The organism is Flexithrix dorotheae DSM 6795 (genome assembly GCF_000379765.1).
Lineage (GTDB): Bacteria > Bacteroidota > Bacteroidia > Cytophagales > Flammeovirgaceae > Flexithrix > Flexithrix dorotheae.
The window spans coordinates 574178-588104 of the sequence record NZ_KB903430.1 but is presented as its reverse complement, the minus strand read 5'-3'; the positions used below and the strand labels follow the sequence as shown (position 1 = coordinate 588104).

Annotated in this window: 15 protein-coding genes; 5 read left to right on the top strand and 10 right to left on the bottom strand. The window is 33.8% G+C overall.

Going from position 1 to position 13927, the window contains the following annotated elements:
- Positions 1-46 precede the first annotated feature (46 nt).
- Positions 47-403, bottom strand: coding sequence for a phage holin family protein (locus A3EM_RS0102495; RefSeq protein WP_026210062.1), 357 nt, complete (start codon positions 401-403; stop codon positions 47-49).
- A 155-nt stretch (positions 404-558) separates the two neighbouring features.
- Between A3EM_RS0102495 and A3EM_RS0102485 the strand changes: the two genes are divergently transcribed.
- The gene (locus tag A3EM_RS0102485) at positions 559-948 is read left to right on the top strand and encodes a VOC family protein (protein WP_020526585.1); all 390 of its coding nucleotides are present in this window, start codon (positions 559-561) and stop codon (positions 946-948) included.
- A gap of 12 nt (positions 949-960) precedes the next feature.
- Here A3EM_RS0102485 and A3EM_RS0102480 read toward each other — a convergent pair whose 3' ends face one another.
- Positions 961-2289, bottom strand: coding sequence for an aspartate kinase (locus A3EM_RS0102480; protein WP_020526584.1), 1329 nt, complete (start codon positions 2287-2289; stop codon positions 961-963).
- A 279-nt stretch (positions 2290-2568) separates the two neighbouring features.
- Here A3EM_RS0102480 and A3EM_RS0102470 point away from each other — a divergent pair, with 279 nt between their 5' ends.
- Together A3EM_RS0102470 and A3EM_RS0102460 are read left to right on the top strand one after the other, a co-directional pair.
- On the top strand, positions 2569-2832 hold the full coding sequence (locus A3EM_RS0102470; RefSeq protein ID WP_157637710.1) for a hypothetical protein: 264 nt from the start codon (positions 2569-2571) through the stop codon (positions 2830-2832).
- 353 nt (positions 2833-3185) lie between these two features.
- Positions 3186-3947, top strand: a complete 762-nt coding sequence (locus tag A3EM_RS0102460) for a metallophosphoesterase family protein (protein WP_020526580.1) — start codon at positions 3186-3188, stop codon at positions 3945-3947.
- Positions 3948-4027: 80 nt separating this feature from the next.
- Here A3EM_RS0102460 and A3EM_RS0102455 read toward each other — a convergent pair whose 3' ends face one another.
- The 7 genes from A3EM_RS0102455 to A3EM_RS0102420 all read right to left on the bottom strand — a co-directional run bounded on the left by A3EM_RS0102455 (position 4028) and on the right by A3EM_RS0102420 (position 11086).
- Positions 4028-5068: a S66 peptidase family protein gene (locus A3EM_RS0102455; RefSeq protein WP_026210060.1), complete on the bottom strand. Its 1041-nt coding sequence runs from the start codon at positions 5066-5068 to the stop codon at positions 4028-4030.
- A 221-nt stretch (positions 5069-5289) separates the two neighbouring features.
- Positions 5290-5805, bottom strand: coding sequence for an HNH endonuclease (locus tag A3EM_RS0102450; protein ID WP_020526578.1), 516 nt, complete (start codon positions 5803-5805; stop codon positions 5290-5292).
- Positions 5806-6072: 267 nt separating this feature from the next.
- The gene (locus A3EM_RS0102440) at positions 6073-6738 is read right to left on the bottom strand and encodes a hypothetical protein (protein ID WP_020526576.1); all 666 of its coding nucleotides are present in this window, start codon (positions 6736-6738) and stop codon (positions 6073-6075) included.
- 196 nt (positions 6739-6934) lie between these two features.
- Entirely contained in the window at positions 6935-7702 is a 768-nt protein-coding gene (locus A3EM_RS0102435; protein WP_044237303.1) for a TylF/MycF/NovP-related O-methyltransferase, read from the bottom strand.
- 4 nt (positions 7703-7706) lie between these two features.
- Positions 7707-8870: a glycosyltransferase gene (locus A3EM_RS0102430; protein WP_020526574.1), complete on the bottom strand. Its 1164-nt coding sequence runs from the start codon at positions 8868-8870 to the stop codon at positions 7707-7709.
- 6 nt (positions 8871-8876) lie between these two features.
- Positions 8877-9599, bottom strand: coding sequence for a methyltransferase domain-containing protein (locus A3EM_RS0102425; RefSeq protein ID WP_020526573.1), 723 nt, complete (start codon positions 9597-9599; stop codon positions 8877-8879).
- Positions 9600-9661: 62 nt separating this feature from the next.
- Entirely contained in the window at positions 9662-11086 is a 1425-nt protein-coding gene (locus tag A3EM_RS0102420) for an oligosaccharide flippase family protein (protein ID WP_020526572.1), read from the bottom strand.
- A gap of 181 nt (positions 11087-11267) precedes the next feature.
- Between A3EM_RS0102420 and A3EM_RS0102415 the strand changes: the two genes are divergently transcribed.
- Together A3EM_RS0102415 and A3EM_RS45420 are read left to right on the top strand one after the other, a co-directional pair.
- Positions 11268-11744: a T9SS type A sorting domain-containing protein gene (locus A3EM_RS0102415; protein ID WP_157637709.1), complete on the top strand. Its 477-nt coding sequence runs from the start codon at positions 11268-11270 to the stop codon at positions 11742-11744.
- Positions 11745-11746: 2 nt separating this feature from the next.
- A complete protein-coding gene (locus tag A3EM_RS45420) occupies positions 11747-12967 on the top strand; it encodes a hypothetical protein (protein ID WP_020526570.1) in 1221 nt (406 codons plus the stop codon).
- Between the two features lie 69 nt (positions 12968-13036).
- Here the strand turns inward: A3EM_RS45420 and A3EM_RS0102405 are convergent, their stop codons facing one another.
- Positions 13037-13819, bottom strand: a complete 783-nt coding sequence (locus A3EM_RS0102405; RefSeq protein ID WP_020526569.1) for an SPOR domain-containing protein — start codon at positions 13817-13819, stop codon at positions 13037-13039.
- Positions 13820-13927 lie beyond the last annotated feature (108 nt).

Sequence of the window (13927 nt, the reverse complement as noted above, 5' to 3'; positions counted from 1 at the left end):
CTTATGAATTTTGTTTGGACAGACTTTCTGCTGGTATTATCGTAGATTAATCATTTTTGTTATATCCCAATAGAAAATCGAAAAAGGACATGGTAATGGAGTATACAATACTGAATAACAGGGCACTCCATATATTTTCTACTTCAAATCCTCCTACAAGCCCGCTTGCCATGTAAATAATCAGGGCATTGATGATAAATAAAAATAATCCTAAAGTAAGGATGGTAAGAGGAATGGTGAGAATGGTGATAATAGGTTTAATGAAAAAATTAAGTAAAGAGAGAACAATTGCCCCTACAACAGCGGTTGTAAAATTATTGACATGTACGCCAAAGTCTTCAAGGAGATAAGAGGCTACTAATATAGCCAATGCTGAAAAGATAAACCTAACTAGTGTTTTCAAGCGATTCTAATAATTTTGGATGAATTGGTAATGAGTATATAAGAAAAATCAAATTTAGGTATTACCATCTAAATTTATCATACCATTCATCACTTTTCTGGGGATCTTTGCAAAAAATGCCCTTAAAATTTTCATTATTAATAAATAAAACGATTATGAATTTTACACAAATAAAGGAAACCTGTTTGTATGTAAATGACCTGGAAATTACCAAGGCATTTTATACTGAAAAACTGGGTTTGAAAATGATATCTTTTGTTCCAGGAAGGCATGTATTTTTCAGGGCGGGAACATCGGTTTTTCTTTGTTTTAATTCAGAATCCACCAAAAATGAGAAAGAGATTCCCCCTCATTTTGGTTCTGGAAATTTGCATTTGGCATTTGAGTGTGAGAAAAAGGATTATGAGGCTTATAAAGCGAAAGTGCTCGACTCCGGAATATCCATTGAGCACGAGCACCTTTGGGGAAATGGTACCAAATCATTCTATTTTAGAGATCCTGACCACCATTGTATTGAAATTGTGGAGCCTGGGCTGTGGGATTAGCCCAAGTCCTTTTTATTCTTCAATTAAAAAGATTTCTTCATTCAGTGCCTTCAGTGCCTGAACTTTATAGTCTTTATGAATTAAAATAGTGATGTTATTTTTACTTCCACCGTAAGAAATCATCCGGATTGGAATATCCTTCAACACAGAAATTACCTGTGCGGCAATTCTTGTATCTTTTTGAAGAAATTTGCCCACTACACAAATAATGGTATGGTCCTGATCAAATTCTACTTCGCCAAAAATCTTTAGTTCAGTTAAGATTTCTTCCAAATGATTTGTTTTGTCTATGGTAACAGAAACGGCTACCTCTGAGGTAGTAATGACATCAATTGGAGTTTTAAATTGTTCAAAAACTTCAAAAACTTTCCTCAAAAAACCATAAGCAAAAAGCATTCTTGAAGACTTGATTTTTATGGCTACAATCCCATCTTTTGCTGCAACAGCAGCAATTTTCCGTTCTCGTTTTACCTCGGAAGAAATTTTGGTTCCTTCTTTTTCCGGTTCCATTGTATTTAGCAGCTTTACCGGAATATTGGCTTTTTGTGCAGGTAAAATACTGGATGGATGCAGAATTTTTGCACCAAAATAAGCCAGCTCGGCAGCTTCTTCAAACGTTAATTCACGAACAGGGAATGTCTTATCCACAATTCTTGGGTCATTGTTGTGCATACCATCAATATCAGTCCAGATCTGGATTTCGCTGGAACCGGCAGCCTTTCCAATGATTGAAGCAGTGTAATCACTTCCCCCCCTTTTTAAATTGTCAATTTCACCAAACTCATTTTTGCAAATATACCCTTGAGTGATAAAAAGAGGGCAATCTGAATATTGAGTAAGTTGCTTTTGCAAATTTTCTTTTATGAATTCATCATCTGGTTCCTCTTCTGTAGTTTTCATAAACTCCAGCGCTGGCAACAAAACAGAGTTTTCCCCGGTAGATTCAAGGTAAAACTGCATTAATTGGGTTGACATAAGTTCTCCCTGAGCCAGAATAATTCTTTCTGTTTTATTGGAGAATTTCTCAATGGAAAATGAGGCTAACAGATCAATGATCTCATTAATTTTTTCGCTGGCTTTTTTTGCATATTTCTCATCAGCTCCAGCGTATAATTCATTTATAAATCCCGTATATTTTTCCCGGAATTGTAGTATTATTTTTTCACTTTCTGCTGTATCTCCTTTCTGATAAGCTTCACAAAGGGCAACCAGGCTATTCGTAGTGCCCGATACTGCTGATAGTACTACAATTTTCTTTTCACCATTTGTAATAAGGTTCGCCACATGCTTCACCCTGCTTGGAGATCCAACTGATGTTCCTCCAAATTTTAAAACTTTCATTATTATTATGGTTTGATTTCCACGGTTTATAAAAATTGTCGCAAATATTGGAAAAAAAATACAATTGGGGTTGATTTATTGCATTTTTTTGAATTCAAAATCTGCCGTTTTTATCCTGTAAAAGGACTGAAAAAGGTTGCAATTTAACTTATTTTAAACTTTCAATTGAGACGAGTTCGAAATTTTTTCATAATTATCTTTTTATCAATTCCCGGTAGCTTAATTTTACAAGACTTTAAGAGAGCCTGTTAAAAGGCATTAATAATCAGAGGATTGCATATGATACTTTTTAAAAGACTGATATTTTTTTTCATTATGTTGCTGATGTTTTCCGCTTGTAGTGAAAATGCAGGAGTAGAAAGTTTTGGTTGTTTATCAGGGTTATATCCCGGAAGTAACAATCGTGTTTTTATTGGCTGTATTACCAGGCAGGAATATGCTGTTTCAGGAAATACTTTTTTGGGAATTACCTATGATAATGTAATCTGGACGCCTGTGGCCGGATGCAATGAATGCGCCACATTGGACTATGAAAATATGTAAATTGGGAATGTAATTTTTGATCAAGATTTTTACTTTTTTTTCAAAATTGGAATAAAATCCAATTTTGAAATTAAGGCAATCAATTGTGGAAATTAGAGAAAAAATACCTACATTAAGGGAAGGAAATTTAAGGAAAAACCCACAAATTGCTATTATCCAAAAGCCAGGGCTGTTTTTTTTGCTAAAAAATAAAATCTGACTTCACACTAAGATTACTAGCATCAGTTTATTTTTATCGCATTTTGTTAAAAAGTGTATACAGGTAATAAATAGGCTGAATTATTGTTGCCAATATCCAATTATTACCCGGTACACAACTGACATTATTACTAACAACTATAACTTATAAACTATTGGCATTAGAAAAATTAAAATCGGTAATTGGGAAATTGTATAGGAGCTCAAATAACAATTCTTTCCCATATTATTTTCATATTCCCAAACCAGAAACAGGCAGAAGGTTTGTAATAGCAGATATACATGGATGTTATCAAAGCTTTAAGGCCTTAATAAAGAAAATTGAATTAAGAAAAGAAGACCAGCTTTTTCTACTTGGAGACTTTGTAGACAGAGGACCGAACAGTAGTGGTGTCTTTAACGTTATTTTCTCTTTATTAAAAAATGAATTCCAGGTGTTTCCGCTAAGGGGAAATCACGAGCAAATGCTTATTGAACTGGCTATTCAGGATGAAAATCTGGTAAGATGGAGTTTAGAAAAAAATAATGCTTCTGACCTGATGTGTGGTGAAGGCCACATCCGACAGAAATATATTGAGTTCTGTAAAAAATTGCCTTACTATTATATCCTTGATGATTATTACCTGGTTCATGCAGGATTTAACTTCAATTCCAAAAAGCCTTTTAAGAATTACGAAGACATGATTTGGATGAGGGGTTTCTGGGCAGATAAAATAGAGTTGGGCAAAAAGGTGGTTCATGGCCACACGCCTGTAGAATATGAATTCATTAAAAATGCTATAGACACTAATAGCCACATTATTCCATTGGATAATGGCTGTGTATATGCTGGCGAGATAGAAGCTATGGGAAAGTTGCTTTGCCTGGATTTAGATACAATGGAATTACACGAACAGGAAAATATCGATTTTAATTGATCCATCCTTTTCGTGATAAATAAAATTGGTACCAACTTCAAATAATTCCTTGAGGTTGGTACCATTATTTTTTTGATGCTTTAATCTTTCAGGGCGTGTTCCAATAATTTAATTTTACCCTTATCTGCATTAATTTCCACCTCCATTCCTATGGGAAGCGTGTACTGCTCATCGATATGACCTATCATGGTTCCAAAAAATGCTGGAATACCCAATGGCTCAATATTTTGTTGCAGGATTTGTTTGAGGGAAAATCCTTTCTCGGGAATTTCCTCCGGGTCGCAGCTATTACAGGAACTAAAAACTATTCCGGCTACCTTATCTAAAACTCCGGCAAGTTTTAATTGTACCAGATACCTGTCCACCTTGTAAACTCTTTCCCCTACATCTTCAATTAACAATATACTTCCGCTAAAATCGGGTAGATATTCGGAACCTATCATGGTGCATAATACGGTCAGGTTACCTCCATACAATTTTCCTGTAGCTTTTCCTCCATTAATCATAAACCGGCCTTTTTCAAGGTCTTCTTCATCTTTTTTGTGGCCTTTCAGTTTTATCGTTTTATTTTTAATGGCCAGTTTGGTGAAATTTTTCAGGGTGAATTTGTTCCAGTCCGAAATGCCTACAGGGCCATGAAATGTAATCAGGTCAGTTTTATGATTAATGCCTAATAACAAGGAAGTAACATCACTATAACCCATAATAATTTTAGGGTTATTTTTGATCAGCTCATAATCTATTAGTTCCAGCAACCGGGCACCTCCCCATCCTCCTCTGGCGGCAATAATGGCCTTCACTTCTGGATTTTCGAACATTTTGTTAATATCAGAGGCTCTTTGCTCGTCTGTACCCGCCAGATACCCAAATCTTTCGAATACATGCTCTCCGATCATAACCTTGTACCCTTTGGATTCTAAAAAAGAAACAAATTCTTTAACCCTTTCAGGATCTGGAACAGCAGAAGCCGGAGCTACAATTCCAATGGTATCTCCCTTTTTTAGTGGCTGTGGTTTAATAATTTGTTTGTGTTCATTTGCCGGAAACCCAAGTTGCCCTGCCATTGTCAGGCCGGTGGTAAGGATTCCTGCTTTTTTTAAAAAGTGTCGTCTGTTTTTCAATGTTTTTGTGTTTGATCACTGGTTTCCCTCACTAATTAGGCATAGGGAGTTGTGAGCCAGTATTAATTTTATAGTTGTTGTTATGGAAAAATCGTCCACGTAAAATTATAGTGAAGGGGGATTAATTATATTAGAAATTTCAATTTTTTATTAAAAAAACTGGGATAAGGTTATTGAAGCAAGGCTGGATGGCATAAATAGTTCCTGAATTGTACGAAAAATTAATTCCTGTTAATCTGAAGAAAGGGCTTCCAGCTTTCATCACTTATCCCAGAGAAATCCCTTAAGAACATGATAAAAGAAGGTTTATAAGGTTTATAAGGAAGTTCCATTCCTATTTCATCAGGCAGATAATCACCCTTTCTTGCATTACAGTTTTTACAAGCGGTCACAAGGTTATTCCAGTTGGTACCTCCACCTCTGGATCTGGGTAACACATGATCAAGGGTAAGATCGTCTTTCGAGGAACAATAAACGCATTTCATTCCATCTCTTTTGAAGATATTTTGCCGGCTCATCATTACTCCTTTATAAGGAATGGCTACATATTTATGAAGCCGGATAACCGAGGGAATTTCGTATGCTTTATTTACGGTATGGAGATAAGCATTTTTAGCTTTATGTACAATTTCAGCCTTATTGAGATAAACAAGGAGAAATGCTTTATAAACACTACAAATGGATAAAGCACGGTAATCGCCATTGAGGATAAGAACTTTTTGTCTCCTTGATTGCATAGTCAATGCTCCTGTTAATTATTGAAGATAAAGTAAAAAATGTTTTAAAAATAATTGATACTAAAATTAGTAATTTGGTTTTATGCTTGAATACCAGTGAATTGTGAGTTGTGTACCAGCAGAGATAAGAAGCCAATACTGTATAAATATAAGTATCAAAAATTAAAAACAAGCAATTTAAAGAAATAAAACAATAGAAAATATGGATTGTTTATCATGCAATTCCAAACAACCTAAGTTAATGTAGCCAAAAGAAGAAGTTGGGGGTTAATATTTTCCTAATGAATAGGAAATCCCTGCCGAAAGTCTTAATCCATTTAATGAAAAATCATCAGAGATGGAATTATACTCTGCATCCATCACAGAATATTTTAGCATTAATTCAAAGTTGAATTTTCTTGTCCAGAAGTTGGCCAGCCCTATTCCGAAAGCAATTTTTTTGGAATCAAATTCATTGATAGTTTCATTATTGAATCTTTTGAAATTTTCATTGCCCTGACCAACACCTAGTTGACCTTCCAAAAATAATCCTCCTTTTGTATAATACCTGGTGGTAAAATTGATATTCTGAAGATAAAGCGCGTAAAAATCCTGGTATCCGAAACTGGCGACAGAGTTGAAATTGTCATAACTGGCTCCAATAAGAAGACCATTGAACACAAAAATTCCAATGGTGGGCATAAAATTCACTTCCACCAAAACAGTGCTATTTGAAAAAGTAAGGTTTTCATTTCTAAAACCTAAACCAATACCAAAGTTAAAACCCAAATATCCCTTTCCCTGCCTGGTCTGAGATAAAAAGTTTTGGACCTCATTATCTTTTGGAATTGTATCGTTTTCCTGTGCCACAAGATTTTGCCAACAGCCGAAAAAGACTGTAAAAAACAGGACTCTGAAATATTTTGAAATTGGAAAAGGTAGTAATCTTGCCAAAATAAAATATAATTGAAGTTAGGTAGTAGTGATTTTAATCTATATAATATTTGAAAAATGTATTCTATTTAAAAGAAAAGAAAACTTTATAGAATTTCTTGAAATAATTCTAAAAACTCCAATAAGGTTTCTTTTAATATTACAGATAAATTACACGATACCCCTAATCTACAATTGATTATTTTACCTTAATGCATTAATTTTTAATAAAAATCCTACCAGTATAATCAATTCTATTCAGCATTGGAATAATTCCATTTTCTTTGAAATAGGTATCAACTGCTTCTCGTGCCCCTTGCCAATGGCCATAGTCATCAATAATTAATGCCCCTTTCTCTTCTAGAATAGGGTATAAATGGACTAATTCGTGATAAGTGGATTCATACCAGTCAGTGTCTAACCTTAATAAGGCAATTTTAGGAGGGATTGTTTGTGGTATAGTCTCTTCTACTTTTCCTTTTACGAACACAAGATTTTCTTTAGGGTAAGACGTTTCAAATAAATTATTTTTTACTTCTTCAATTGGGGAATAAGCCCATACAGAATAATCACTTTCTTTTTCAGCCGATTTTAAAAGTTGATCTGCATCCTCTCCTCTTACAGTTATGTCCTTTTGAGTAGGTTCGCTCATACCATCGAATGTATCGTACAAATAAATTTTTCGATTGTTTATGCCCAGTTTCATTAACGTATGGGCGATGATCATTGAACTACCACCTTTCCACACCCCACATTCTACAAAGTCACCAGGAATATTTTTAGCCACAGTATACTTTACTGCCTGATAAAGGGAATACATTCTTGGAATTGAGGACATGGTAAATGGGTAGCATTTCGCATAAATTTCCATAAATTCCTCATCCGATTCTATGTCAGGTGGTGTTTTCTTTAAATTTAAGAAATGAGATTTCTTGATGATTTCATATCCTAAACTACTTAATATGTTGGCTATTAATTTTTTCATTTGATCAATTTTTTGCAATCTTACTTAATACTTCCTCTAATGCTTGAATTTGGGTGGTAAAATTTCCATTCAGGTGGATATTTTCCATTGATCTTTGCCCCATTTCCATTGCTTTTTCAAAACTACTCGAAATTTCAATCATAAATTTACCCATAGATTTATAATCATATTCATCCACCAGGAATCCTGTTTTTCCATGAATAATTTGATCCTTTATTCCTGTATGATTGGTAGAAATAACGGGTAAGCCACTGGCACATGCCTCTGCTATTGCCAGTGGCCAACCTTCCTTGTCCTTATTTTTGGGTGTAACAGAATGTTGTAAAAAGGTATGAGCTTTGGCTAATTCTGATTTGATGACTTCAAGGGGTTGTGCTCCAAGAATGTCAATTTTTTCCTTATAAATACTTTTTCCTACGTAGGAGCGTAGTTCCTCTTCTAATATTCCTCCTCCAATAATGGTAAGTTTAACATTTGGATTTGCTAAGGCACAAATTTCAAAGGCTTTTACAAGGCTAACCGGGGATTTTTTTGGAACTAACCTACCTACCGCAATAAATTCAAAAGTGCCATTAAAATTTCTTTTGAGGTATGGGAATTCTTGCAATGGTATTCCATATGGAATTATTTCTATTTTTTCCTGAGCACAACCTAATCTTAAAAATTCTTTCTTCATTACACTATTTACCACAATCAACTTTTCAGCATTCTGAAAAAGTTTTTTTAAATCCTGGGAATAATATGGATTGTCCAGTAAAGAAGATGCGTCAACACCATTAAAGTGGACAGCTAATGGAATTTTAAGCGTTTTGCAGGTTTCCATACAATTAATCCCTGTTGTACCATAATGTGCAAGTAATACATCCGGATTTATCCTTTTCAGGTTTCTGCATAAATTTTTCTTTAAATCTTTATTCCAATAAAATACAGGTTTATTTAAAAATTTCCATTGAAGGAGATTCAGAAAATCTAATACTTTTTTCTGGAAAGAAGGTTCCCCTTTTTCCAGGGCTATATATTCAGGTTTGTAGTTAGGATGGAATTTGCTAAAAATATGATTATCTATTCTTTTTGAAATTACAATTGGCTGGAGATAATTAATCTGCCTGGAGATAAAGGTTTCTGTTAAGTAGGGATAATAATCGGTAACTACTGTTAGTCTGCTCATTAGTTATTACATTTTTTCGGCCACCAAATAATATCCAAGGGGGAAAGATCGAAGTGTGTTCTTCCTAAATCTTTTGTAAAAAAATGTACCTGAAATTATTTTACAAAAAGACAAGTAAAGTTTGGCAATATGGGGGTTGCTGATGAAAGCTTTATTAAATAAATCCAGCATAACATCGGGAAGTCCACCATAAGATTCGAGTTCAATTATCTTTAGGTTATTTTCCTCACAAAAGTTGGTCAAAGAAAATTCAGTATACCTGAAAAAATCATGAGGTGGTTCATGAATCCAGTAAAAGAAAGGTACCGTTATAATAACTTTTCCTCCTTTTTTAAGGACCCTGTTTATTTCGGAAACGAGATTTTTGGGGTTGGAAATATGTTCTAAAACATCAGTCAGCAGCACTGTGTCAAACATATCGTCCTGATAGGGGATAGATTCGTTAAGGTTGGCGATTTTATCGAGATATTGATTTTTATTGCTGCTTGTATCCCAATCCACGCAGTAATTATCTTTTACCAGGTTTTTATACATGGAATAATAGGGAACATGTCCACAACCGCAATCTAACAACAGCCCTGAGGAATATTTGTTAATAATCCTGTGATAGGCCTTTAAAATGGTGAAATTTAGAAAAACCGACCGGCTATTGATGTGTTTTAAATTAAGTTTGATTTTTCCATTATTTAAAAAATACTTTGTTTCCTTCCAGTTGTCTTTGTTCTGCATAAAATTTTCCCGAAAACCTATAATTTGAGATGTTTACTAAAAAGAAATAGCTTCCTGATGTTTTATTTCTTTTTGCTAATAATATTTATGACCATTTCCTTAAATGAACCCAACCTTTGCCATTCAGAAAGAAGTAAATGGATACTTAAAAGGCCCAAAAATAATACTTTTAAATAAGTAATGTTGTACCAGACTGATAGGCATATTGAAAATAGTAGAAAAAGTTTGGGTATCCAGAATTTTATGAGGTTGCTATTTCCAAAATGGAAAGTGTTTTTGAACCCAACAATTATTATGATGGGTGTCGTAAGTAAAATATTCGAAATTGTATAAAACAATACAATATGCCTGATGGAGTAAATTGCACCAAAGGCGATTGAGGCAACAAGTATAAAGCTATTTACGATTCCCATTTTAAAGAGCGTTTTTTCCTCATTATGTAAAATAAAAATTTGCCCGGCCGGGGATAACATGGCCTGTACAAAAAGTACTATTCCAAGAAAAGGCAGATAAATGGCTACATCAAGCCAGTCTTTCCCCCAAATGATGGATATGAGTAAATCTGGGACAGTAATAAGTACAACGGATATGGGGAAAACCAAAATACTGAGCATACCTAATAAATAGGTAAGCTGAGGCTCAATAGTATTTTCTTTATCTTTTAGTTCCTTGAATGTAGGGAGTAGTACCTGGCCAATAACATTGCTAAGGGTATTCAGGGGCAGGGTCAATAGAAAATAGGCTCTGTTATAAATCCCCAATTGAGCTTCCGAATATAATTTTCCAATGAGTAGGTTATCTGCATTTCTTGCCCAATAATTAAGAATATTGAAACCTGAAATATTGCCAAAAAGTGATTTTATTTCTTTAAATGTTTCCCGGATTGTACTCATAGAATAGAAACCGGGGAGTATACTGGTTTTATTAATCAGGAAATAAGATTGTACCGCAAATGAAATAATTTGGGGAATAATAATAGCCCAATAGGAAAATCCCAGGTAGGCCAAAACAATTGAAAACCCGGTATTAAATAATTGGCCAATCAATAATATTTTACCAATGTACCCGTACTGGTGTTGCTTTTGAAGCTTGGCCTTGGGAATAATGGATATTGCCTGAACAATGAAATTAGAGGCAACTACAAAAACAATAGGAATTAAAACTGCATTATTGTAAAACAATGAAATCGGGTAAGCCAGCGCACATAAAATCATGCAAAGGATAAATCCTGTTAAGGTGCAAAGTGAAGAAAGTTGATTGAGAAAAGCACTGCTATAATCATTTTTTATCACAGCGAAGCTAAATCCTGCATTTGAAAATATGGCTATAAATCCGGAAAATACAGTTATTAAAGCGATGGTACCATAAGCTTCGGGAGAAACTAATCTTTGGACAATAAAAGAGGTGAAAAATCCGATCAGTAATGCAATCTGATTATAGGAGCCAACTGTTAAAAGGTTTTTAAAGAAATTTTTTTTGCTACTCATCAGGAGTAAAGGGGGAGCTATAAAGTTAATTTCAATTTTAAATAAAAAAACGAAGAATTAGAAAGATGAAATATTTAATAAAAAATTGAAATATTCATATATTTTTATGAGTTATTTCAATAAAAGGAGTGGGGAAAATTCCCCTGACCCATCATTTGTAATTTCCACAAAAATTATATTTATGAATATATTTAATTTTAAATGGTTATTGATATTAATGTTCATTTCGCCTCCAGTTTTTAGTCAAATGCACTATTCTATTTCTAGTATTCAATTTGAGTTTACCGATGGAGAAGATTCTTTTATTTCCACAGTCGGGAACCCCCTTGGTATTCCTCACGATTCTTCTGACCCAGAATTTATTTCAGGCCTTGTAATTTCTCAAGAGGTGTCCATTATAACAGGATTAAATGAATCAAGCTCTGATCAGTATACCCTTTACCCAAATCCAATAAACTCAGACCTATATTTTAATCAGGGAACAGAAGTCATTTCAAGTGTTATAATTTTCGATTTAATGGGAAACATGGTTTTCGAAAGTAAAAAAATGAATGGAAACAGCATAAATCTTGAAAGGTTACCGTCTGGCATTTATAAAATTCTTTTAATGGGAAATGATAATAAAATAATTCAATCAGCTTCAATATTAAAAAATTAATAATGAAAAAAACTACCTATTTAATTTTACTGCTTTTATTCAGTTATTCAGTGTATGGTCAGGCACCTATGGGTATTAATTATCAGGGTCTTGCTTTGGATGAAGAAGAGAAACCTATTAGAAATAAAGAAATTGGGATTAGGATTAGCATTTTAACAAGCTCTATTGAAGGGGCAACCATCTATGCTGAACAACATCAAGTTGAAACCAGTTCTTTTGGATTATTCAATTTAACCATAGGGAAAGGAGAAAGTCAAAATGGTGATTTTTCTCAAATAGAATGGGGGAAAGCTCCTAAATTCTTAAAATTAGAAATTGATAAAAGTGGAAGACAAAACTATAAATTGCTTGGAGTTACTCAGTTTTTGAGTGTTCCTTATGCCTTATATGCTGAAAAAACAAAAAATAATTTAATTGCAGGAAAAGGGATTAAGCTTGATGGTGATTCTTTAATAAATTCACTTCCAGATCAGGAAATTCAAATAACCGGAAGTGGATCTACTGAGGTTTCAGGAAGTTATCCATATTTTAATATTTATACAAAGGATTCAATAGTTACAAGTGATATTGATTCTACTAATGAAATTCAATATCTCAGTTATGAAAATAATCGATTAAGCCTTTCAAAAGGGAACTCGATTTTATTTCCACAGCCTGATTCATTTTGGCATTATAAAAATCAAGATATCATTTTTACTTTGAATAGAAAATTAGGTTTAGGAACCGCTTCTCCGTCAAGCCGTCTTCATATTGAAGATAATACCACAGGGTTAGATTCTAATCGATATTTTATTACACTGGATAATAAATCAATTGATTATGGATCGGCAGTTGGTGTTAAATTGCATTCCGGAAGTAGTGGAAGTACAACAGTTTTAGGACATCATTCTTCTTCTTATGGAAATTTAAGTCTGGCAGATTTTGGCCAAGTAATGTCGACTGGAAAAGGGTTGATTTTAAGGGCTTACTCTACAAATGGCATCCTTAGTTTTCAAACAGGTATAAATGGACCAGAATCTTACGAATGGATGCGTTTATCTAATGATGGAAATTTGGGAATTGGTACTATGTCTCCTCAGGCTAAACTTCAGGTAACTGATGGAGATATATATATTGAAAATATTGATAAGGGAATTATTATGAAATCACCAAATGGAAATTGCTGGAGGGTTACTATTGATGATAATGGGGACTTTGTGAAAAACCAAATCACCTGCCCTTAGTTTATTTTTGTCTAATCAAAAAAGTCCTTCTGAATAACCAGAAGGACTTTTTTTTCTTTATTATTTTTCTTACAAATCACTAAGCTCCACTAAAACAGTTCCTTTGTAATAGGGTTGTTTTTGTAATATTTTCAGGTAAGCATCGGCTTGCTCCTGGTTAATAAAAGGGCCTAAAACGACTTTATATTGCAGATTTTGCGGATCGGATTCTTTGATGAATACCAATACATTTTTGTGGAATTTTTCATTTTCCAATTCTAAAAGTTTGGTGAAAGCATTGCGGTAATTACTATAAGTAGCTACCTGAACACCAAAACCGCTTCGGGCTTGTCTTTTGGCTGAAATTTTAAATAGATGCTCGCCTGGTTTTTCATTGGAAACGGACTGGATTTCCGATTCACTAATGGAAGGTTCAGGTGCTCCGGTGGCATTTTCATATTGTTTCAATTTGGCAATTACTTTATCAGCAGATTGAAACCCTGAAATCCTGTCCATCAGTTTACCTTCAGGAGTGAAGATGAGGATACTTGGAAAATACAAAACACCATATTGTGTGGCAAGGGCTTCTCCTTCATCAATAATAGATTCCCCATCTACTTTTAAACCCAGGTATTTTGGCTCCGCATAGTTTACAAATGAACTGCTGGCAAACACTTCATCATTCATCTTTTTGGCAATCCTACTCCAATTGGCATAAAAGTATATAAAATACGGCTTGTTAGAATTCAAGGCCCTGGTTTGTAATTGTTTATAGCTTCCATCAAAAAAATAAAATTTATCTGATTGAGAGTATCCTGAAAATCCTGAAAGAATAAGAAATGAAGTAATTATTGAAAGAATTAATTTTCTCATTTTGATTTGGTTTTAGGTAATGGGGAAATTTAAATTGAAAGAATTTCAGCTATAAAAAAATGTGAATGAAAATTTCCCAGTTAAAAAAAATGTTGTTGAAAAAACAAG